The sequence below is a fragment of the Cognatishimia coralii genome, from assembly GCF_037478305.1.
Lineage (GTDB): Bacteria > Pseudomonadota > Alphaproteobacteria > Rhodobacterales > Rhodobacteraceae > Cognatishimia > Cognatishimia coralii.
Genome location: NZ_JBBGAZ010000001.1, coordinates 259728 through 282259, shown reverse-complemented (window position 1 = coordinate 282259; position 22532 = coordinate 259728). Strand labels below are relative to the sequence as shown.

20 protein-coding genes are annotated in these 22532 nt (G+C 57.8%); 7 read left to right on the top strand and 13 right to left on the bottom strand.

Features of this window, described 5'->3' with window-relative positions; translation table 11 throughout:
• Window positions 1-53 precede the first annotated feature (53 nt).
• From WG622_RS01405 to WG622_RS01395, 3 genes are all read right to left on the bottom strand, one after another.
• Window positions 54-1229 (bottom strand): aminotransferase class V-fold PLP-dependent enzyme, encoded by a 1176-nt coding sequence (locus tag WG622_RS01405; RefSeq protein ID WP_339401960.1) that lies wholly within the window; start codon window positions 1227-1229, stop codon window positions 54-56.
• Window positions 1230-1358: 129 nt separating this feature from the next.
• Complete coding sequence (locus WG622_RS01400; protein WP_339401959.1) at window positions 1359-1748, bottom strand: cell division protein ZapA; 390 nt, start codon at window positions 1746-1748, stop codon at window positions 1359-1361.
• Complete coding sequence (locus tag WG622_RS01395) at window positions 1748-2311, bottom strand: hypothetical protein (RefSeq protein ID WP_339401958.1); 564 nt, start codon at window positions 2309-2311, stop codon at window positions 1748-1750. The genes WG622_RS01400 and WG622_RS01395 overlap by 1 nt, the downstream gene beginning before the upstream one ends.
• A 311-nt stretch (window positions 2312-2622) precedes the next feature.
• Here WG622_RS01395 and tkt point away from each other — a divergent pair, with 311 nt between their 5' ends.
• Window positions 2623-4596 carry a transketolase gene (gene tkt / locus WG622_RS01390; protein ID WP_438839014.1) on the top strand — a complete coding sequence of 658 codons (1974 nt, stop codon included), beginning with the start codon at window positions 2623-2625 and terminating at the stop codon, window positions 4594-4596.
• Window positions 4597-4717: 121 nt separating this feature from the next.
• On the opposite strand, the gene WG622_RS01385 is transcribed toward tkt, so the two are convergent.
• The 4 genes from WG622_RS01385 to WG622_RS01370 form a co-directional block, all read right to left on the bottom strand.
• On the bottom strand, window positions 4718-5689 hold the full coding sequence (locus tag WG622_RS01385) for a DUF808 domain-containing protein (protein WP_339401956.1): 972 nt from the start codon (window positions 5687-5689) through the stop codon (window positions 4718-4720).
• 76 nt (window positions 5690-5765) lie between these two features.
• Window positions 5766-6257, bottom strand: a complete 492-nt coding sequence (gene coaD / locus WG622_RS01380) for a pantetheine-phosphate adenylyltransferase (RefSeq protein WP_339401955.1) — start codon at window positions 6255-6257, stop codon at window positions 5766-5768.
• A gap of 117 nt (window positions 6258-6374) precedes the next feature.
• On the bottom strand, window positions 6375-6809 hold the full coding sequence (locus WG622_RS01375) for a CBS domain-containing protein (RefSeq protein WP_209356131.1): 435 nt from the start codon (window positions 6807-6809) through the stop codon (window positions 6375-6377).
• 62 nt (window positions 6810-6871) lie between these two features.
• A complete protein-coding gene (locus WG622_RS01370) occupies window positions 6872-7768 on the bottom strand; it encodes a LysR family transcriptional regulator (RefSeq protein ID WP_339401954.1) in 897 nt (298 codons plus the stop codon).
• A gap of 110 nt (window positions 7769-7878) precedes the next feature.
• Here WG622_RS01370 and WG622_RS01365 point away from each other — a divergent pair, with 110 nt between their 5' ends.
• The 4 genes from WG622_RS01365 to mmsB all read left to right on the top strand — a co-directional run bounded on the left by WG622_RS01365 (window position 7879) and on the right by mmsB (window position 12592).
• The gene (locus WG622_RS01365) at window positions 7879-9378 is read left to right on the top strand and encodes a CoA-acylating methylmalonate-semialdehyde dehydrogenase (RefSeq protein ID WP_339401953.1); all 1500 of its coding nucleotides are present in this window, start codon (window positions 7879-7881) and stop codon (window positions 9376-9378) included.
• A 156-nt stretch (window positions 9379-9534) separates the two neighbouring features.
• Window positions 9535-10674: an acyl-CoA dehydrogenase family protein gene (locus tag WG622_RS01360; RefSeq protein WP_339401952.1), complete on the top strand. Its 1140-nt coding sequence runs from the start codon at window positions 9535-9537 to the stop codon at window positions 10672-10674.
• 2 nt (window positions 10675-10676) lie between these two features.
• Window positions 10677-11723: an enoyl-CoA hydratase/isomerase family protein gene (locus WG622_RS01355; RefSeq protein ID WP_339401951.1), complete on the top strand. Its 1047-nt coding sequence runs from the start codon at window positions 10677-10679 to the stop codon at window positions 11721-11723.
• Window positions 11720-12592 carry a 3-hydroxyisobutyrate dehydrogenase gene (gene mmsB, locus WG622_RS01350; protein WP_339401950.1) on the top strand — a complete coding sequence of 291 codons (873 nt, stop codon included), beginning with the start codon at window positions 11720-11722 and terminating at the stop codon, window positions 12590-12592. The genes WG622_RS01355 and mmsB overlap by 4 nt, the downstream gene beginning before the upstream one ends.
• Window positions 12593-12606: 14 nt before the next feature.
• Here the strand turns inward: mmsB and WG622_RS01345 are convergent, their stop codons facing one another.
• Window positions 12607-13371 (bottom strand): MmyB family transcriptional regulator, encoded by a 765-nt coding sequence (locus WG622_RS01345; protein WP_339401949.1) that lies wholly within the window; start codon window positions 13369-13371, stop codon window positions 12607-12609.
• A gap of 121 nt (window positions 13372-13492) precedes the next feature.
• Here WG622_RS01345 and WG622_RS01340 point away from each other — a divergent pair, with 121 nt between their 5' ends.
• Both WG622_RS01340 and WG622_RS01335 read left to right on the top strand, forming a co-directional pair.
• Entirely contained in the window at window positions 13493-13930 is a 438-nt protein-coding gene (locus WG622_RS01340; protein ID WP_339401948.1) for an excinuclease ABC subunit A, read from the top strand.
• Window positions 13931-14057: 127 nt separating this feature from the next.
• A complete protein-coding gene (locus WG622_RS01335; protein WP_339401947.1) occupies window positions 14058-15263 on the top strand; it encodes an autotransporter domain-containing protein in 1206 nt (401 codons plus the stop codon).
• A 52-nt stretch (window positions 15264-15315) separates the two neighbouring features.
• Here the strand turns inward: WG622_RS01335 and WG622_RS01330 are convergent, their stop codons facing one another.
• The 5 genes from WG622_RS01330 to WG622_RS01310 all read right to left on the bottom strand — a co-directional run bounded on the left by WG622_RS01330 (window position 15316) and on the right by WG622_RS01310 (window position 22468).
• The gene (locus tag WG622_RS01330; protein ID WP_339401946.1) at window positions 15316-16593 is read right to left on the bottom strand and encodes an FAD-binding oxidoreductase; all 1278 of its coding nucleotides are present in this window, start codon (window positions 16591-16593) and stop codon (window positions 15316-15318) included.
• Between the two features lie 137 nt (window positions 16594-16730).
• The gene (uvrA, locus tag WG622_RS01325) at window positions 16731-19589 is read right to left on the bottom strand and encodes an excinuclease ABC subunit UvrA (protein WP_339401945.1); all 2859 of its coding nucleotides are present in this window, start codon (window positions 19587-19589) and stop codon (window positions 16731-16733) included.
• A gap of 176 nt (window positions 19590-19765) precedes the next feature.
• Complete coding sequence (locus WG622_RS01320; protein WP_339401944.1) at window positions 19766-20326, bottom strand: class I SAM-dependent methyltransferase; 561 nt, start codon at window positions 20324-20326, stop codon at window positions 19766-19768.
• A 57-nt stretch (window positions 20327-20383) separates the two neighbouring features.
• On the bottom strand, window positions 20384-21778 hold the full coding sequence (lpdA, locus tag WG622_RS01315) for a dihydrolipoyl dehydrogenase (protein WP_339401943.1): 1395 nt from the start codon (window positions 21776-21778) through the stop codon (window positions 20384-20386).
• A 114-nt stretch (window positions 21779-21892) separates the two neighbouring features.
• Window positions 21893-22468, bottom strand: coding sequence for a DUF924 family protein (locus tag WG622_RS01310; RefSeq protein ID WP_339401942.1), 576 nt, complete (start codon window positions 22466-22468; stop codon window positions 21893-21895).
• Window positions 22469-22532 lie beyond the last annotated feature (64 nt).

The window sequence follows — 22532 nt, the reverse complement described above, 5'->3', positions numbered from 1 at the left end:
AACCAAAGAGCTCTCGACTCTGCGTCGGGAGCTTTTTCTTTTCAAAGGCCGCTTTAGCGGATGAGCGAAGCAAGGCGCTCTATAGCGCCCCGCACTTCGGATTCTGTGTTGTAGTAATGAGGCGCTATGCGCAGAAGCGTTGGCAAATTGCGGCGCTCCGCGTCGATGCGAGTGCTGGAAGGCGAAGATGCCCCTATGGCATAACCTGCCTCAGCCATTTTCTTGACGATTAGCCCAGCGTCGTGACCATCAATCGAAAAGCTCACGATGCCGCATGGCGCCTGGCCCAAATCCTGGACTTCCACAGATGACACTTCCGACAGAGCCCGTCTCGCTTCATCAGCCAGCAGAGTGACGCGATCTTGGATTTGGTCGATGCCAATCTGGTCGGCGTAGTCTATTGCCGCTCCAAGCCCAGCCCGTAGTGCGTAGGAGTTTTCCCAAGTTTCAAATCGCCGTGCATCGTCACGCAGTTCATACCGGTCTCGGGCCACCCAAGGCGCTCCGAAGTGGTCGATCATCGCGGGTTCCAAGGTGTCGAGCCACTTGTCTTTCACGTAGAGAAACCCAGTCCCGCGCGGTCCACGAAGGTATTTCCGGCCCGTAGCTGACAGAAAATCGCACCCAAGCTCTTCTACGTCTATCCGCATCTGTCCCGCCGCTTGGCACGCATCGAGTAGATAAGGAACGCCATGGGCTTTTGCGATCCGTCCGACTTCTGCGGCTGGGTTCACCAAGCCACCGTTCGTAGGAATCCAAGTAATCGCGACGACACCGACATCTTCTTCCATTGCCGATTCAAGCGCGGCAAGGTCAAGCGCGCCGCTTTCATCAGAAGGAATAATGTCGATCTGCAGGTCATCGCGTTTGGCCCTTTGTAGAAAGGCAACATAGTTGGCGGCATACTCCGCTTCACACGTCAAAATCCGCGAACCCGGCTTGAGCGGAAGGGCATAGAACGCATGGCACCAAGCGACCGTAGCGTTCTCCATCAAAGCGATTTCTCTTGGAGAAGCTCCAATATGAGCCGCCACTGAACGATACACCTTATCCAACAGATCGGATTGCTTCGCTTGGGCTTCGTAGCCACCGATTTGGGCTTCAAGCAGGGTGTACGCTGTTACGGCGTCTACAACGCTCTGTGGCATTAGCGCCGAGCCACAGGCAAGAAGGTGCATCGAGTGCTCTACTCCGGGTGTGTCAGCCCGAATCTTATCAACATCAATCATATGCGAAGTCTCGTCGAAGTGGTTTCAAGCGGACATTGGCTGCAATGTAGAACGGGTGCAAATTGGGCCCGAAGCAGACGATCGCTAAACTAACAAACTAGTAATAGATCGGACTATTCGTTACTCCCGCTACCCCACCTTCTCCTCAACCTGCGCTGCCAAGGCCTCGGCCCGCGCCGCCAGTTCCGCCATGGCATCGCGCGTCGTCGCTGGTACCACCGGCACCTCGACCCGCTCGATATGCGCAGGGGCCGAGCGCAGACGCGCCAGTTCTTCTTCTTGCTCAGCCACCTTGGCCTCAAGCTCGCGCATCCGGTCTTCCATGCCCGCGGATTTATCCGCCAGCATCAGACCGGACATCAACAACATCCGCGCTTCAGGGATGCGCCCGATCTGAGACGTCAGCACCCGCGCCTCATCATCCAACATCTTGGCCGCAGAGCGCAGGAAATGCTGTTCGCCCTCTTGGCAGGCCACTTCAAAATTCCGGCCGCCAATGCTGATATCGACTTCTGGCATTACGCGCCCTCCGTTCCGGTTTTCACCATTGGCATCAAGGTCTTGATGATCACATCCGCCTCAGCGCGTTCCAGTTCCTGCGCAGCAATAGCGGCATCCAGTTCCACTTGCAGCGAATTGTTGATCAGTTCGGGATCCACAACCATATCCGCCGCCGCCTGACGCAGCGCCAGCGTGTTCGAGCGCATCAACTTATTAGACCGCCGCAGCCGCACCAGACGCTGGTTAAGCCCCGCCCAGGCCGCGCGTTCCTCGGCGGCCGCATCGCGGATCGCCTCGATCTCTTGCTGATGCGCGCCGGTGACCGCGGCCACCTCGCCGTCGGTGTCGCCCGAGGCCCGTGCCTCAGCCGCCGCTGTCAGAGCCTTCACCCGCGCCTCAAGCTGCGCATTCGCGGTGCGCTCTTCTTCCAGAGCCGCTTTCAGCGCTGCAATTTCTTCTGATTGATCGCCACTTTGATCACCACTGGCCGCCGCCGGGGCATCGCCCAACTGGTTCAGCCCCGTTGCAATCCGATCCATGGCCGCTGACAGCCGATTTTCCAAATCAGCAATATCGGTCATCCCGCGCCCCCATTCTTCTTCACGTCGTTTCACCCAGTTCAACGCCCGATGTACCCTCGGGCCTGCCCACCCACGCGACGCCCCGAAATGTTAACGCAAACATATCAAAGGCCGAATCGAGCGGTGTCTGCGAGTTTACCTAATGAAAAACCAAAATGCTGCCCCTTTAACATCAAGGACTTGGCGGCGGCGCTTGATCTTATACGTAACCCTGCTATTGAGCCTCTCAACCCTAGACGTAAAGCGCCCAAGAAAGAGGATAGATCCCCGTGGACATCGCTGCACTTAAAGCCAAAAATCCTGACCACTGGATGAAGGCCACCGCCATTCGCGCCCTTGCCCTGGATGCCGTCAAAGGGGCCAACTCTGGCCACACCGGCATGCCGATCGGCATGGCAGACGTCGCCACTGTGCTGTTTGAGAAGCACCTGAAATTTGACGCAAAAAACCCGACCTGGCCAGATCGCGACCGGTTTATCCTGTCTGCAGGCCACGGTTCGATGCTGATCTACTCCCTGCTCTATCTGTGCGGCGACCAACAGGTCACACTGGATCAGATCAAGAATTTCCGTCAGATGGGATCGCTGACAGCGGGTCACCCGGAAAACTTCCTACTGGATGCAGTTGAAACCACCACCGGCCCGCTTGGGCAGGGTATCGCCAATTCCGTCGGCTTTGCCATCGCCGAAGAAATCCTGCGCGCGCAATACGGTAAGAAACTGGTCGACCACCACACCTATGTGATCGCCGGCGACGGCTGCCTGATGGAGGGCGTCTCCCAAGAGGCCATTGGCATCGCGGGTCGTCACAATCTTGGCAAGCTGATCGTCTTCTGGGACAACAACAACATCACCATCGACGGCACGGTTGAACTGTCTGACAAAACCAACCAGGTGCAGCGCTTCAAAGCCTCGGGCTGGCATGTGCAGGAAATCGACGGCCATGACCCAGAGGCCATCGACGCGGCCATCATCGCGGCTAAAAAATCCAAAAAGCCAAGCATGATCGCCTGCAAAACCCACATCGCTTTGGGCCACGCGGCGCAAGACACCTCTAAAGGTCACGGCGCTCTGACCGACGCGGACCAAGCCAAAGCCGCCAAAGAGATCTGGGGCTGGACCGGCGGTGAATACGAAGTCCCTGCGGACATCAAATCCCAATGGGAAGCCATCGGCGCACGCGGTGTATCCGAACGCGAAGCATGGGAAGCACGCTTTGCAGAGGCCTCCACTCAGAAACAAGCGAAATTCAACCGTGCTCTGGCGGGCGATGCGCCGAAAAAGCTCTCGGCCACCATCAAAGCCCTGAAGAAGCAGGTCTCTGAGGATCAGCCCAAAGTCGCGACCCGCAAGTCCTCGGAAATGGCGCTGCAAGCGATCAACGCTGTGATGCCGGAAACCGTGGGCGGCTCGGCTGACCTCACTGGCTCAAACAACACCAAGACCGATGACCTCGGCATGTTTGAAACCAACAACCGCAGCGGTCGCTACATCTACTGGGGTATCCGCGAGCACGGTATGGCCTCGGCGATGAACGGCATCGCGCTGCACGGCGGCCTGCGCCCTTACGGCGGCACCTTCATGGCCTTCACTGATTATGCGCGCCCTGCAATGCGTCTGGCGGCCCTGATGAAGATCCCAACGGTCTTTGTCATGACCCATGACTCCATCGGCGTTGGCGAAGACGGCCCGACCCACCAGCCGGTCGAACATTGCGCCATTTCCCGTTCCACGCCAAACACCTACGTCTTCCGTCCGGCAGACACTGTTGAAACCGCAGAAGCCTGGGAAATCGCCGCCACCAGCAAGACCACCCCATCGGTCATGTCTCTGACCCGTCAGAACCTGCCAACCGTGCGGACCGAACACAAGCTGAAGAACCTCACCGAACAAGGCGCTTACGTTCTGGCCGAAGCCACCGGCAAACGCCAAGCGATCCTGATCGCGACCGGCTCTGAGGTCTCTGTCGCCATGGACGCCCGCGAAAAACTCGAAGCCGAAGGCATTGGCACCCGCGTGGTCTCTATGCCCTGCATGGAGCTCTTTGCTCAGCAAGACGAAAGCTACCGCCGCAAGGTCCTGCCCGCAGGTCCAGTCCGCGTTGGCATCGAAGCAGGCGTACGCCACGGCTGGGACCGCTGGCTCTTGGGCGAGCGTGGTCGCGAAAACAAAGCAGCCTTCGTGGGCATGGACAGCTTCGGCTCTTCTGCTCCTGCAGGCGAGCTCTTTGAAAAGTTCGGCATCACCGCAGACAATGTGGTCGCCAACGTCAAAGCGATGCTCTAAGCGCGTGACATATCACAACAAAGGGCGGCTCCTCTCGGGCCGCCCTTTTTCGTTCCACCACCTTTTTCTCTTGCCAGAAGTATCCCCGCCGGAGGCTCCCACGGCCTCCACTAGCGAAGACCTAAGACCTGGAGAACACCCCCGTCGCCGCCTTCCAAATCGGCGTCACAAACCGAGTGCCAATCGGGATCAGAATGAACCCAAGCGCCAGGCCAAGTATCCCGTCGAGCGTCGCAGTCGCAAACCACTCGGTGAACCCTTGCCAAGCTTCTGGCACCATCACAGCCACGGAATGGGCCCATCCGTGAATGAGATACCCAAGCCCCCCAAAGCCCATTTCCTTCAGCGCATGCACGATGATCGAGCCACCGACCCAAAGCATCGCCGCCGTGCCCACAATCGTCAGCAGGCGCATAAAATGCGGCATGCCCCGCACAAGGCCCCTACCCGCAGCACGTGTCAGCCCAAGCCGCCCGTTCTGAGACAACCAAAGCCCCACATCATCGGCTTTCACGATCAACGCAACCGAGCCATAGACCGCAATCGTGATCCCAATCGCCACCAAAGCCAAAGTCGCCGCTTCCATCCAGAAGGTGCTCGCAGGCACTGCCGCCAAAGCGATGGTCATGATCTCAGCAGACAGAATGAAATCGGTTTTGATCGCGCCTGAGGCCCGCTGTTCTTCCAGCATGGCCGCATCTACAGGCGCTTCGTGGTGATCCTTATGATCTTCATGATGTGGTACGATCAGATGATAGATCTTCTCGGCCCCTTCAAAGCACAAATAAGCCCCGCCGAGCATCAGCAGAGGCGCTATCATCCAGGGGGCGAAATTGGCCAACAGAAGGCCAATCGGCAGCAGGATCAGCAGCTTATTGCGGAAAGAGGCCCGCGCAATGCGCCAGATGATCGGCAGCTCTCGGCTCGCTTCAAAGCCCGCCACATACTTCGGAGTCACCGCGGCATCATCAATTACCGCACCAGCGGCCTTGGAGCCAGCCTTCAGCGCCTGAGACGCGACATCGTCTAGTGAAGAGGCCGCGACTTTGGCGATCCCTGCAACGTCATCCAAAAGGGCCAGCAAACCGCTCATCGGTATCCTCTTCGCTCGTTAACCTGCGGATACCCTAAAGACACGCCCCCCGCACGCAAGGGGAAATGGCCCCTAATTATCCCATCCGGGCTTGGACCGCGTCTTTGACCGCTGGTGTCACGAACTTGCTAATGTCGCCCCCCAAGCGCGCGATTTCCTTGACCAGTTTTGAGGCAATCGCCTGATGCTTGAGATCGGCCATGAGGAACACCGTCTCGATGCTGTCATCGAGCGCACGATTCATCCCAACCATCTGATATTCATACTCAAAATCTGTCACAGCCCGCAGACCACGCACAATAATCTGCGCCCCAACATCCTTGGCGCAATCGATCAAAAGGTTCTCAAAGGGATGCGCGACGATCTCTGTCCCTGTCTCTGCCGACAGTTTCGCGCATTCCGCTTCGATCATGGCCACACGTTCCTCAAGCGAGAACAAAGGCCCCTTGTCGCGGTTGATCGCAACGCCGATCACCAGACGGTCCACCAAAACAGCAGCCCGCCGGATAATATCGATATGTCCCAGAGTGACGGGATCAAAGGTGCCGGGGTAGAGTCCTGTGCGCATGAGAATGCTCCGAATTAGTCTTGCGGCACGCAACAATATTGCGCGACGTTTTGCAAGCCTTCCGACAAGGGTCCCGAAGTTTTACGGAACGTCAGTGTAGTCTCGCAAAATTCCGACTTAATGCCCCATGATCATGCCTTCGAGGGCATCTTTCTCCATTGCAAGTTCGGAGAGTCGCGCTTTGACAACGTCGCCCAGCGTTACAAGGCCAACCATGTCACGGCCTTCGACCACTGGCATGTGACGAAAACGCCCTTCGGTCATCTTTTCCAGAACCGAGTCCGCGCTGTCCGTCAGACCACAGGTGACCAAATCGGACGTCATCAGGTTGTCGACCTTATCTTCCATACAGGCCGCACCACGCGCAGCAAGGTCACGCACGATATCGCGTTCCGACAGGATCCCGTCCGCCGTCTTCCCGTCGCCAGAGATGACAACGGTCCCGATCCGTTTCTCTGCCAGAATTTTGGCCGCATCCTGCACCAAACTTCCCGGTGAAACCGTCACAACCCCTGTATCGCCTTTTGACTTGAGAATCTGTTGAACGAGCATTCAGAAACGCCTCCGTACTAAAACTTTCCGTAAGCTCAGCGTGTTGCCAGCGCAATAAAATGTCAAGCGAGCGCTTCCAGTCGCGTCACTTCCCGGCGCAAACCCTCGCTGAGGGCATCAGCAAAACGGTTCATCCGTTCCAGTCGTTTGTCATCTTCATGGCGCACCAAGTAGAAACTGCGCGTCAGCCGCACTTGATCCAACAGGATCCGTTTCACATTGGGATAGAGCGGAAGTGCAAAGTCATGCACAAAGCCCAAACCACCGCCCTGATGGATCCAATTGATCTGAACAGAGACCGAGTTTGACGCCAGATCAGGCGATTCAATCCCGATTTCAGACAAATAGTCGAGTTCCTTGTCAAAGATCATATCCGGGATATAGCCCACGACCATGTGGTCTTTGACGTCCTCTACCCGCGCAATAGGCGCGCTTTGGGCCAAATAATCCTCAGAGGCCGCAAGGCTCAGATGATAGTCCGAAATCTTTTGCACGATCATGCGTCCTGCGGTCGGAGGGCTGACGGCGATCACAAAATCCGCTTCACGTTTGGACAGGTTAATCACACGCGGCAAAGCCACGATCTGAATTTCCAGTTCCGGATTGTCCCGCGCGATTTGCGCGCAGACCTGAGGCAGCAGGAAATTCGCCGAACCATCCGGCGCCCCTACTCTGACCTGCCCTGTTAAGCCTTCGGTTTGACCACTCAGCTCTTCGTTTGCGGCGGCCACGGATTGCTCAATTCGGATCGCGTGCTCCATGAGGCGCTCCCCGCGATCTGTCAGCGCATAGCCCGTCGGAGACTTGCCAAACAGAGGCGCGCCATAGCCCGCCTCAAGCCGGGCTATGCGCCGCCCGACTGTGGCCGGGTCAATCCGCAAGCGTTTGCCCGCCTTGCTCAGGCTTTCATCCCGCGCCACCGCCAGAAACACCCGCAAGTCATCCCATTTCAGATCCAAAGCCGCACCTCTTTTGCATTTTTGCAAAACATAAATGTGATATTTCCGCTTTATCGTGTGAAATTGCAAGTGCACACTGTGCGGGAAATTTGGAGATGCAGGAGAGTCCCATGCAGGAACTGACTCATTACATTAACGGCGAACACGTCAAAGGCACTTCCGGGCGCTTTGCCGATGTGTTCAACCCGGCCACCGGCGAGGTTCAGGCCAAGGTGCCTCTGGCCAATGCCGAGGAATTCAATCAAGCGGTCGAAATCGCCGCCGCCGCACAGCCCGCTTGGGGCGCCACCAACCCGCAGCGTCGCGCGCGCGTCATGATGAAATTCGTCGACCTGCTGAACCGCGATATGGACAAGCTCGCCGAAGCGCTCAGCCGCGAGCACGGCAAGACCTTCCCTGACGCCAAAGGAGACATTCAGCGTGGTCTTGAGGTCGTGGAATATTGCATCGGCGCGCCTCAGATGCTGAAGGGTGAATTCACCGACAGCGCAGGCCCCGGCATCGACATGTATTCCCTGCGTCAGCCTCTGGGCGTCACGGGCGGCATCACCCCGTTCAACTTCCCGGCGATGATCCCAATGTGGATGTTTGCGCCAGCAATTGTCTGCGGCAACGCCTTTATCCTGAAGCCGTCCGAGCGTGATCCTTCTGTGCCTCTGATGCTGGCTGAACTGATCGAAGAAGCGGGCTTGCCAAAGGGCATCCTGCAGGTGGTCAATGGCGACAAAGAAGCCGTAGACGCGATGCTTTACAATGACACGGTGCAATCCATCGGCTTTGTGGGCTCGACCCCGATTGCAGAATATATCTACGGCACCGGTTGTTCGCAGGGCAAACGCGTGCAGTGCTTTGGCGGCGCGAAAAACCACATGATCATCATGCCGGATGCGGATCTGGATCAGGCCGCAGACGCTCTGGTTGGCGCGGGCTATGGCGCGGCGGGTGAACGTTGTATGGCGATTTCTGTGGCCGTGCCTGTGGGCGAAGAGACCGCTGATAGGCTCATCGAAAAACTGGTCCCCCGGATCGAAAAGCTGAAAGTCGGCCCCTATACCTCGGGTGATGATGTGGACTACGGCCCCGTTGTGACGGCTCAGGCCAAAGAAAACATCCTGCGGCTGGTGCAAACCGGTGTCGATCAGGGGGCGGAACTGGTGGTCGATGGGCGTGACTTCTCGCTGCAGGGCTATGAAGAGGGTTTTTTCGTCGGCGCGCATCTCTTTGACCGCGTGACGCCTGACATGGATATCTATAAGACCGAGATCTTTGGCCCAGTTCTGTCCACCGTCCGTGCTGGTTCGTATGAAGAGGCGCTCGGCCTCGCGATGGACCACGAATACGGCAATGGTACCGCGATCTTTACCCGCGACGGAGACACGGCGCGTGATTTCGCCAACCGCATCAATATCGGCATGGTCGGTATTAACGTTCCGATCCCTGTGCCGCTGGCCTATCACACCTTTGGCGGCTGGAAGAAATCCGTCTTTGGCGATCTCAACCAGCACGGCCCGGATGCATTCAAATTCTATACGCGCACCAAAACCGTAACCTCTCGTTGGCCGTCAGGCATCAAGGAAGGCGGCGAGTTCAACTTCAAAGCGATGGACTAAGCATCGGTTTAAAAACAAAGAAACGCTCCGGATCCTGAAAATCCGGGGCGTTTTTTGCAAAAGTGACGTGACGATCTAAACTACTTTTGCGCCTGACATAGTTCTGTAAGGATTTTATAATTGAACGAGAGTTCAATTGTGGAATGGGAGGCCCGAATGGACTTTGCACTAAGTGAAGAGCAAACCTTAATTTTCGACATGGCGAAAGGCTTTGGCGAAGAACATATCGCCCCCTTCGCGCGCGACTGGGACGCTGCGGGATCAATCCCCAAAGACCTTTGGCCCAAGCTCGCAGAACTTGGCTTTGGCGGACTTTATGTGGACGAGAAATACGGCGGCTCGGCCCTTTCGCGTCTGGATGGTACGCTGGTCTTTGAAGCGCTGGCGATGTCCTGCCCCTCAGTCGGCTCCTTCCTGTCGATCCACAATATGTGTGGCGGGATGTTGAATTCTTTCGGCTCTGACGCATTCAAGGACAAATTCCTCCCCGACCTCTGCGCCATGAACAAGGTCTTCTCCTATTGCCTGACCGAACCGGGGTCCGGCTCTGACGCCTCAGCCCTCAAAACCCGCGCCGAGAAAACCAACGCCGACTATGTGCTCAACGGCACCAAAGCGTTTATCTCCGGCGGCAGCTATTCAGACGCCTATGTCGTCATGTGCCGCACGGGCGAGGACGGCCCCAAAGGCATCTCAACCGTCGTGGTCGAGGACGGCACGCCGGGCCTCTCTTTCGGAGCGCTCGAAAAGAAGATGGGTTGGCTCAATCAACCGACCTCTCAGGTGCAATTCGACGACTGCAAAGTGCCCGCCGAGAACCGCGTCGGAGACGAGGGCCGAGGGTTTTCCTATGCCATGGCAGGCCTCGACGGTGGCCGCCTCAACATCTCTGCAGGCGCCTTGGGCGGCGCTCAAGCAGCCCTAGACGCAACCGTGCAATATATGAGCGAACGCAAGGCTTTCGGAAAATCCATCAACCAATTTCAAGCCCTGCAATTCCGCCTCGCCGAGTTTGAAACCAAACTTCAGGCCGCGCGCGTCTTCCTGCGCCAAGCCGCCTGGAAACTGGACCACAAAGCCCCAGACGCCACCAAACATTGCGCCATGGCGAAACTCATGGTCACGGACGTGGCCTTTGAGGTCGCCAATGGCTGCCTGCAATTGCATGGCGGCTACGGCTATCTCGCCGACTACGGCATAGAGAAAATCGTCCGAGACCTGCGCGTGCATCAAATCCTTGAGGGCACCAATGAGATCATGCGTCTGATCGTGTCACGTCAGATGATTGCAGAGTAAATATGACCGACATCCACATCCGCAAAATCGGCCAGACGGGCCGTATCACCCTAAACCGTCCCAAGGCGCTGAATGCGCTCTCCTACAAGATGTGCCTCGCGATTGAGGACGCACTGGACGCCTGGGCGACGGACGACAGTATCAAAATGCTTGTCATCGACGCGGAAGGCGACCGCGCTTTTTGCGCCGGCGGCGACATTCAAGAGATGTATGACACGGCCAAGGCCGGCAACTATAACTACGGCCGCAAATTCTGGCGCGACGAATACCGCATGAACGCCAAGATGTTCGAGTTCCCCAAACCCGTCGCCACCTTCCTGCAAGGCTTCACAATGGGCGGTGGCGTCGGCGTAGGGTGCCACGGCAGCCACCGCGTCGTGGGAGACACCTGCCAGATCGCCATGCCCGAGGTCGGCATCGGATTGGTCCCCGACGTCGGCGGCAGCTATATCCTCGCCAAAGCACCAGACCACATGGGGGAATACCTCGGCCTGACCGCCGCGCGCATGGACGCAGGCGACGCGATCACCGCAGGTTTTGCCGACTACTACATCCCAGAAGACCAGTGGCCCGCACTCATTGCACAGCTTGAAGAGACTGGCGACTACAGCCTGATCGACGCAGCGTCCTCCGAGCCCACACAAGGCAAGATCACCGGACATCTCTCTGATATAAATCGACATTTCGCAGGCGCGACGCTTTTGGACATCGTGAATTCCCTCAAATCCGAGGACAGTGAATTCGCCGCCAAAACGCTCAAAGCCTTGGGTCGCAACTCGCCGCTCTCGATGGCCTGCGGCCTTGAAATCATCCGCCGAGGCCGCGCCTTTGACAACATCCGCCCCTCGCTGGAACAAGAGTTCCGCTTCACCTATCGCTCTGGTGAATCCGGCGAGTTCGTCGAAGGCATCCGCGCTGCGATCATCGACAAAGACCGCAATCCACAATGGACACATACGCTGGATAACCCTCCGGCCGCGATGGTAATGAAAATGCTGATGCCTCTGGGCGCGGAAAAACTGACATTTGAAAAGGGAGAGACGGCATGAAGATCGGGTTCATCGGATTGGGCAATATGGGCGGCCCCATGGCGGCCAATCTCGCGAAAGCGGGCCATGAGGTGACAGGCTTTGACATGGCGGATGTCGCCATCGAAGGCGTCACCCTGGTCGACAGCGCCGCAGCCGCCGCCACAGGCGCGGACGTCGTCATCACCATGCTGCCCAACGGCCAGATCCTGCGCACCGTCGCCGATGAGATCCTACCTGCAATGACCAAAGGCGCAGCCCATGTGGATTGCTCAACCGTCGATGTCGACAGCGCCAAAGCGGTCGCCGAGCAAGCCGAAGCCGCAGGCCTTCTGGCCGTCGACGCACCCGTCTCCGGCGGTGTCGGAGGTGCGGCTGGCGGCACGCTGACCTTTATGGCTGGCGGCTCGAATGCGGGCTTTGCCAAGGCCGCGCCGCTGTTTGAGATCATGGGCCAAAAGGCGGTCCACTGCGGGGCCTCTGGCGCGGGCCAATCCGCCAAGATCTGCAACAATATGATCCTTGGCGTGACCATGATTGCCACCTGCGAAGCATTTGCTTTGGCCGATAAACTAGGGCTCGACCGTCAAAAGATGTTTGACGTCGTGTCGACCTCCTCAGGCTACAGCTGGACCATGAACGCCTACTGCCCTGCCCCCGGCGTCGGCCCAAAGAGCCCTGCCGACAACGCATATCAACCGGGCTTTGCCGCAGACCTCATGCTCAAGGATCTGCGCCTGTCGCAACAGGCCGCAGAGTCCGCCGATGCCGACACCCCTATGGGCCAAATCGCAACCGATCTCTATGCGCAATTCGTTGAAAGTGAGGACGGCCAAGGCATGGATTTCTCGGCCATGCTACCGCGCTTTGAGAAGCGTGGTCGGGGATAATAACACCGGCGGGGTCACTGCCCCGCCATCGCCATCAACACCGCGCGGGTTTGCTCATCTGCTGGAAAAAGCTGTTCGATCTTGATGTCTGAATAAGCAATCTCGCCGATCCCGCCAAACTGCGAAATCGTTGAAAACAAAGACAAAGTGACCCCGCCCATCCTATAACGCGTCGCCAGTATAACCGGGCTTTGCGCAGGCGGGACATAGCCTTCGACCCGCGCGCTCAGCCGTTCAATCAACCCGCTCAGAACCGCATCCCGCCCCAAATGCGCCAGTTCCACCCGCAGGCGTGAGAGGATCTGGTATTCTACCTCTTCGATATTCTCGATCGCCGCCCTCAGGTCCTCGCGATCCAGCATGGCCTCAATCAGACTATCGCCTTCCGCCAACCCCATCGGCCCCAGAAACATCCGTGCAGGACCATTCAAAGCCACCAGCTTCCAATGCCGATCCAAAGCCATCGCCGGATACGGCGCGTGATTGTCCAATGTCCAACGCATCGCGGTTTCCAGCGGCGCAAGCTCTTCATCCGCCGCCGCGCGCTGTCCGTAAGCAGGCGCAAGCCCCCCAGCCGTCAACAACCGATTGCTCTCAGCCAAGGGCATCTGCAGAACCTCTGACAGCCGTAACGCCATCCCGCGACTGGCCTGAGACCTCCCGGTTTCCAGAAACGACACATGCCGCGCCGAGACCCCTGCCTCGCTCGCCAGATCCAACTGACTCATCCGCCGGATCTGCCGCCATTCTTTCAGGACGGTTCCAAAGCTCTGTTCCATAGGCGGCCTCCTCTTACGGCCACCTTACCAAAACCCGACATGATTTCACTTACCTCATAGGTAATTGTTTTGCCCTCCACGGTGCGGCCACAAAAGCGCATCACTGCAAAAGGAGGTCACCATGACCCACGACAAACGCATAAAATCCCTCAAGATCACCATCATCGCCAGCGCTGGCGTCGCGCTTTTCATGTTCGCGAGCCTCTTCACCCCGCTACGCGAAGTCATGAGTTTCTTTCTCGACCTCGTCCATATGCCCTTGGACGGCGCACAAAGCCTTAGTCGAGACACGGAGGAAGTGCTGACCGCGATCTCAGCAGGCATTTTCTTTGGGTTCTGCGTGTTGCTGTGGCAGGTCACGACCGAAGTCTACGTCAAAGATCCCCTCTTGGGCCGCCGCATGATCCTATCCTCAGTCATCGCTTGGTTCGTGATTGATACGACCGGCTCGCTGATTGTGGGCGCATGGATGAACGGGATCTTGAACACAGTCTTCTTGATTGCGCTGATCTCGCCGGTGCTGCGACAACAAGAAAAACTGCAAGTCGACATGGTCTGATCTGTCTACAATTAGATACACCCGCTCAAAATGAATTAACAAAACGTTAAATTTCCTGCGGTTACACGACGTTTCGTGCTTATTTGGCCGCGGGAAAATTAACAAATTTTTGGGAAACGGGGAAACAATGCGCAAATTTCTTAAAATTGGAGCGCTCTTACTGGCCTTGCCAACGATGGGCCAAGCAGGGGGTGCCATTCCAACTCAAACCTGTTCTGGACTAGCAACCACACCACTTGTTGTCATTGCGGGTAGTGCTTTTACTATCTCAGGTTTGGTGACCGGCGAGGTGGTGTCGTGGACGCAAACCTCAGGAACGGCTCAGGTCGGGGTTGCCCGCGCGTCTGCCACCTATACGTTTTCAGGCACTGCAGAGAACGGTGCCTTGACTATTACCGGCGACGGCAGCCTTTCCCCCAGAGTTGATCTCACAGGCTCAACCACGTTTACTTGTGCGGCTCCTGCCACCGCTGCCAGCACCGATGGCAATATCACCGGCCAGATCAGCGGTAACAGCCAGACCAACGCGATTGCAGACGGCAACAGCCAAAACGCGCAATCAAAGTTCGACAACGCGAATGGCACCTCGGTCAACCGCAACTCTTTGTTCATCTCGACCCAAGGTGCAGGGCTGAATGACGCGGACTGGAACGCCTGGGCCTCGGTCGAGTATCGCAAGTACAGCGATTCACACGTCGGGGACTCCTTTGATTTCGTTGGCGGCCTTGACCGGTTCATCGACGCCAACACCATGGTCGGCTTGCTCGTTGGCTATGGTCGGACAGACCTGTCTGACGGCACAACGACCGCAAAGCAGACCTCTGTCGCTGTCGGCCCTTATTTCGCACGCCGCTCAGAGGGCATGCTTATCGACGGTTTCCTAACCTTCGCGCGGCCACAGTATGAGACCACGGCGGGCAATTTCACCTCGACCCGCTGGTCGATCGGCCTTTCGGCAAATGGGGACGCCTTGGCAAACGCGCCCTACATTGCGCCCTACTTCGACCTGAGAGCTTTCCAAGAAAGCCAGCCGGCCTACGGCGCCATCGCGGCCAATAAGATCACCAGCTACACGGTGAGTCTCGGTGCGCAAATCACCGCGCTGCAGGAAATGGGGAATTCCGGTCTGACGCCGCATTTGCGCGTCGGCGTAGATGGCAAGTCGACCCAATCCACTTTGGCGGCAACCGACCGTTTCGCCTATGGGCGTTTGGGCGTTGGACTGTCGGGACAGGTCGGCATGGGTTACCTGACGGTGGATATCGATTACGGCAAGACGCGCTCTGACGTGTTTGACCGAGGTATCGAAATGAAATGGGAGGTCAGTTTCTGACCACGACCTCAACCCTTACAAAAGCCGCCCAAACTCGGGCGGCTTTTTTGTTTCAGGCCGGGCGCACAGATTGCGAGTGGGCAAACACATTGCCCGGATCATAGGCGGACTTCACTTGCTGCAGGCGCGCATAGTTCTCGCCCCAATAGGCTGTGGGCCAGTCGGCAAGCCGTGGGTTTGGGTATCCTGCATAAGACGCCCCGCCTGTCGAGCGCCGCAGGATCTGGGTAAGATCCTCCACTGCTTGGGTCTGTTCCTCTTTGTCATGCAGCCGGTTAAATCGCCCTTCTATCTGCCATAGAAAGGCAGCATCCCGATGCGCGTAACCTGTGGCTTTCGATGAAACGCGCGCGATGGCACCCCCAAGCCGTTCAATGAACAGATGTTGCCGGGGCGCTTTCTGCTGGACCACTTGCGTGAACATCGCAGCCCAGACGTTTACATTGGTCCGGGTCTCGGCAAAAGCGGCTCCGTACGCCAGCGCCTCTGACGGGTAGTAATCCCGCGGCCAAAAAACATCGGCCAATTGTGAATAGAGCCCCTGCGTCACTTTAGGCGCCTCCAGCCATGGCACGGCAGACATAAATCCAACAATTGCACTGCGCAGATCCGAGCTGTCTTCAGACGCAATCACTGCAAGGCGCAATTGGATGGTCTCAAAATCCGGCGAAAAGACCTCAAGCGTCGTCGCCACGGCCTCCGGCAGTTGCATAGACCAGCCTTGCCAAGCTGCAGCCACGCGTGCGGCCTCAGCCACGGGCAGACGCACCAATGCAGAAATATGGGTCGCAGGACGGTCAGGCAGTGTGCGGAATGTCATTTCGGTCACAATCCCAAAGCTGCCCGGACCGCCACCGCGCAAAGCCCAGAAGAGATCGGGATGGCTGTCCTCACTGGCCGTCACCACCTCCCCATCAGCCAAGACAACCGTCGCGGCCTCCAACTGATCCGCCAGCAACCCGTGCGACCGGCTCAGATGCCCAATGCCGCCACACCCCAAATGCCCGCCAAGCGCCACTGTCTGGCAAAACCCCATCGGCAACATACGCCCCGCAGCCCCCAAGGCCCGCGTCAAAGCGCCAACCTGCGTTCCCGGCCCAGCCGTCACGCGCGCACGGTCCACTTCGATCTGAGACATGGGGCTCACGTCGATAACAGCCTCCTTGCCGAGAGAAAAACCTGCAAAACAATGGCCACTGGAATATATCGAAAATGGTGTCCCACGCGCTGTGACGTCTTTGACGGCGCGCGCCACATCCTCTGTCGAGCGACACTGAATATGCTGTTTGGGTTGCACCGCTAGCGCCAGATTATGCGCGCGCAAGGCCACGCCCGCCTCCTGCGCCTGTGCCATCCGCAAAGGGAGCGCAGCGCCCGCTAAGGCAATACCCGATACAGACCCAACAAGAGCCGCACCGCTCTTAACGATAAATGACCGCCTATGGATATGACCCGCGTTCAACCCACTTATTCCGCCGCCACCAAGGCACCCTTCAGCATCGGCTTAAGGTAGCGCCCTGTGTGGCTGGCCTCGACCTCGGCGACCTCTTCAGGCGTGCCCTCGGCCACAATCGTACCACCGCCATCGCCACCCTCAGGGCCGATATCGATGATATGATCCGCGGTTTTAACGACGTCGAGGTTATGCTCAATCACAACAACCGTATTGCCCTGATCCACCAATTCATGCAGCACTTCCAAGAGCTTACGCACGTCCTCAAAATGCAACCCCGTGGTCGGCTCATCAAGAATATAAAGCGTGCGCCCCGTCGAGCGCTTCGCCAATTCCTTCGACAGCTTCACCCGTTGCGCCTCACCGCCCGACAGCGTCGTCGCCTGCTGGCCAACCTTGATATAGCCCAAGCCCACCCGCATCAGCGCGTCCATCTTGTCGCGAATGCTTGGCACGGCCTTAAAGAAGTCCTGCGCGTCTTCGACGGTCATATCGAGCACATCGGCAATGGATTTGCCTTTGAACTTGATCTCCAAGGTCTCGCGATTGTAGCGCGCGCCGTTACAGGTTTCGCAGGTGACATAGACGTCAGGTAGGAAGTGCATCTCGATCTTGATGACCCCATCGCCCTGACAGGCCTCACAACGCCCGCCTTTGACGTTGAAACTGAACCGCCCCGGTTTATAGCCGCGCGTTTTGGCCTCTGGCAGCCCCGCAAACCAGTCGCGGATGGGCGTGAAGGCCCCGGTATAAGTTGCAGGGTTCGAGCGTGGCGTCCGCCCGATCGGGCGCTGGTCGATGTCGATGACCTTATCGAGATGCTCCAGCCCCTTGATGGTCTCACAAGGCGCCGGCGTCTGGCGGGCGCCGTTCAAACGCATGGAGGCGGTCTTGAACAGGGTCTCAATCGTCAGCGTTGATTTCCCGCCACCCGAGACACCCGTCACACAGACAAATTTGCCCAGCGGGAACTTGGCGCTAACGTCCTTCAGGTTATTACCCGAAGCCTTCACCACCTCCAGAAACTTACCATTCCCCTCGCGCCGCTCCGCCGGCACAGCGATCTCGCGCGTGCCCGCAAGATACTGACCTGTAATGGATTTCTTATCCTTCTGGATCTTTTGCGGCGTGCCGTGGCTGACCACCTGCCCGCCATGCACCCCGGCACCCGGACCGATATCAAAGACGTAATCCGCCTCACGGATCGCCTCTTCGTCATGCTCCACCACAATCACCGTATTGCCCTGATCGCGTAGGTTTTTGAGCGTGCCCAGCAGGCGGTCATTGTCGCGTTGGTGGAGGCCGATGGATGGCTCATCCAACACGTAAAGCACGCCGGTCAGACCCGAACCAATCTGGCTGGCCAACCGGATCCGCTGGCTCTCGCCGCCAGACAAAGTGCCCGAATTCCGCGAGAGCGTCAGATATTCAAGGCCCACATTGTTCAGGAACCCAAGCCGCTCGCGGATCTCTTTCACAATCGCGCGGGCGATTTCCTGACGCTGTTGCGTCAAATGGTTCGGCACGTCTTCGATCCAGGCCAACGCCTCGCGGATCGAGAGTTCCACCACCTGCCCGATATGCCGATCTGCGATCTTAACCGCGAGCGCCTCCGGCCGCAGGCGGTAACCTTCACACGTCCCACAAGGACGGTTGTTCTGATAACGTTCAAATTCCTCGCGGATCCAGTTGGAATCCGTCTCACGATAGCGCCGTTCCATATTCGGAATGACACCTTCAAAGACGCGAGAGACCTGATAGACCCGCCCGCCCTCATCGTAGCGGAAGTCGATCTCCTCGTTGCCCGAGCCATAGAGGAACACCTGCTGAATATGCGGCGCGAGGTCTTTCCACGGGGTGTTTTTGTCAAACTCATAATGTTTGGCGAGAGCTTCGATGGTCTGAAGGAAATACGGAGACTTCCCCTTCCGCCACGGTGCCAGCGCCCCGTCGTAAACCTTCAACGTCGCATCGGGCACCACGAGGCGTTCATCAAAGAACAGCTCTTTGCCTAGGCCGTCGCAATCGGGACAGGCCCCAAAAGGCGCGTTGAACGAAAACAGACGCGGTTCGATCTCGGGGATGGTGAACCCACTGACCGGACAGGCAAAATTCTCGCTGAAAGTAATGCGTTCAGGCTCCGCATCCTTGGGTGCGGTCTCCAAAATCGCGATGCCATCGGCCAGATCAAGCGCGGTGCGCAGAGAGTCCGCCAACCGCGTTTCCATGCCTTCGCGCACGACCAGACGGTCGACCACCACGTCAATGTCATGGCGGAACTTCTTATCCAAAGTGGGCGGCTCGTCGAGCTCGTAAAACGCCCCATCGACCTTCACCCGTTGAAAGCCCTGCTTACGCAGTTCTAGGAATTCTTTGCGATACTCGCCCTTCCGGTCCCGCACAATCGGCGCCAACAGATAGCCGCGGGTACCCTCCTCAAGCCCCATGATCCGATCGACCATATCCTGCACCTGCTGCGCCTCAATCGGCAGCCCGGTGGCGGGCGAATAGGGCGTGCCGACGCGGGCAAACAACAGCCGCATATAGTCATAGATCTCAGTGACCGTGCCCACAGTCGAACGCGGGTTCTTGGACGTGGTCTTCTGCTCAATCGAGATCGCCGGAGACAGCCCAGCGATGTGATCCACATCGGGCTTTTCCATCATATCAAGGAACTGGCGCGCATAGGCCGAGAGGCTCTCGACGTAGCGGCGCTGCCCTTCGGCGTAGATCGTGTCAAAGGCCAGCGAGGACTTGCCCGAGCCCGAAAGCCCGGTGATCACTACCAGCTGATCGCGCGGGATATCCACGTCGATGGACTTCAGATTATGCTCGCGCGCGCCGCGCACCTCGATGTTCTTTAGCTCAGCCATTCTGGCCCCCAAGTTCGCATTCTCCAGAGATAGTCCGCGCAGGTAAAAACGCCAAGCAGAAAATGTGAACATTTAGTGAACAAATGAATCGCAGGCGCATTGCTGCCAGTTTTTGACACGACGACAAGGCGTCACGGGCCGAAGGCCCGCCGTGCCCCGCGTCGGACCGGCTCGCGTTACGCCTTCCGCGCCAAAGCCCAGGTCACAATCGGAAACTGAGGATCATTCTCCAGATTATCCTCATCCCGGTTATATTCCGGCGGCCAGACCTCTTCCAAATTCCGAGCCGCCGCCGCGCGGTTACCCCAGCCTGCAGCCTTGATATCCGCCGGTGGAAAACCGCATTCGATCAGGAAATTCCGCAAGCCCCTCGGAGACCAGCGCGTGCAGTCATGCGGCGCTGGGTGAAACGGAATATGAAACGGCACGGCCAGCCAGAAATACCCGCCGGGGCGCAGCATCTCGAGGACGTGCTGGGTGGCCTTGTAAGGGCGGTCCAGATGCTCCCAGACTTGGTTGGCGAGGATCAGATCGTATTTCAGAACCGTGCCGTCCGCATAGGTCACCGGCCCTTTGCAGATGTCATGCTCGCGATGCATATATTGCACGTAGGACCGCGCAGGTAGGCTCTTGCCCCACTGCCCTGAAATCTCTGCGATATCAAGGTCTTGAGTGCCGATTTCCTTAAGGATCGCGCGGCTGCGGCGGTTCATGACAATGCGGTTCAAGCTTGGCATGGTATGAGGGTCATCCTTGGTATGAATTTCAGACTTTTAGAGGTATGAATTCCGCATCTAGAAGTGAATTGCGCGATCATAGGCGTCCAGAACGCTCTCATGCATCATCTCAGACAGGGTCGGATGCGGGAAGACCGTGTTCATCAAATCCTCCTCGGTGGTTTCAAGCTGACGGCCCACCACATAACCCTGGATCATCTCGGTCACCTCAGCGCCCACCATATGCGCGCCCAAGAGCTCTCCGGTCTTGGCGTCAAAGACGGTTTTCACCATGCCTTCAGGCTCGCCCAAAGCGATTGCCTTGCCGTTGCCGACAAAGGGGAAGCGCCCGACCTTGACGTCATAGCCTGCCTCTTTCGCCTTGGCCTCTGTGAAGCCAACCGAGGCGACCTGCGGATGGCAATAGGTACAGCCCGCGATGCTCTCCGGTTTCACCGGATGCGGGTGGCCGCCTGCGATCATCTCGGCCACCATAACGCCTTCGTGGCTGGCCTTATGGGCAAGCCAAGGCGCGCCTGCGATATCTCCGATGGCGTAAAGCCCGTCGACACCGGTGCGGCAGTATTCGTCGGTCACAACATGGGTGCGGTCGATCTTGACGCTCAAAGCCTCAAGCCCCAGCCCTTCGACATTGCCGACGATGCCAACGGCAGAGATCACGGTATCAAACTCGTGCTTTTCGACCTTACCGCCGGTTTCAATATGGGCTGTCACCTTACCCTTGCCACGATCGAGCTGTTTGACCATGGCTTTCTCCATGATCGTCATGCCCTGTTTGACGAAGGCTTTCTTCGCAAAGGCGGAAATCTCGGCATCCTCGACCGGCAGCACGCGGTCCATGACCTCAACCACCGTCGTGTCAGACCCAAGCGTGTTGTAGAAACTCGCGAATTCGATCCCGATTGCGCCCGATCCAATCACCAAAAGCTTCTTTGGCATGAGCGGCGGTTGCAGAGCATGTTTATAGGTCCAGACGAGATCCCCATCGGCCTCAAGCCCCGGCAGCTCGCGCGCCCGTGCGCCGGTGGCGAGAATGATATGCTTGGCCGCAAGCTCCTCAGTGCCCTTGTCGGTTTTGACCGAGACTTTGCCCTTAGCAGGCAGCGTCGCCTCGCCCATCACGACGGTCACTTTGTTTTTCTTCAGCAGGTGGCCCACGCCACCTGTTAGCTGCTTTGCGACCCCGCGCGAGCGTTTGACCACAGCATCCAGATCATAGCTCACACCAGTTGCACCAAGCCCGTAATCCTTGGCATGATTCATCAGGTGAAAGACTTCGGCAGACCGCAAGAGCGCTTTGGTCGGAATACAGCCCCAGTTCAGACAGATGCCGCCCAGATGCTCGCGTTCTACAACGGCCACGTTCAAGCCCAGCTGCGCCGCACGTATCGCTGCGACATATCCTCCAGGCCCAGCCCCAACTACGATGACATCAAATGTCTTGGCCGCCATAGGTTCCTCCCAAATTCTTTTGAAAAGAGATTAGCCCCCTTGACCAGAAGTGCAACGTAGAAACGGCCGCGCAATTTTCATGCGCGGCCGTTTGAAATCTGGGGTGATTACGCTTTAGGCGGCCTGCGCTTGCAGTCCCTGAACGGTGAAGCCATAGCCGCCCTTGGCGATGTAAGCCAGCTCTGCCGCAGTGGACTTCCGCTCAAGCGCTTCGTTGCGATAGGGGAAGCGGCCAAATTCGCGGATCACCTCGCGGTGCGCCTTGGCGTGCAGAAGGTTTCCGTCACTGTCCAGACGCTCCATCATCAGACGCACGCAGCGTTCTTGATCGCAGAGGTTCTCGGAGTGCAGAAGTGGTGTGTAAAAGAACTGGCGCGCCGGCATATCGATGCGCATGTCCCATCCCTTGCTAATCGCTTGTTTGGTCACCGCGCGGGCCGCGAAGTCAGAGGCGAAAGCTTTGCCCGTGCCGCGAAACATATTGCGAGAGAACTGATCGGTCAGGATCACATAAGCGAGGCAACCCGAGGCATAAGCCATCCACTGACCAAGCCCCCCTTCCATCGCCTTGTTCCAAACGGGCTCAAAACGCGTGCGTATGGTCGCGTCCAGCTCAGCGTTCTCAACATACCAATCTTTTGGCTCGCATTCATCCAGCCAAAAACTCAGGACCTCTTCGGGCGTAGACATCGGCATTATCCTCGTGGGCTTTTGTCATGAAAATGTTACCCACAAAAATTTGAGTCTTAACAGT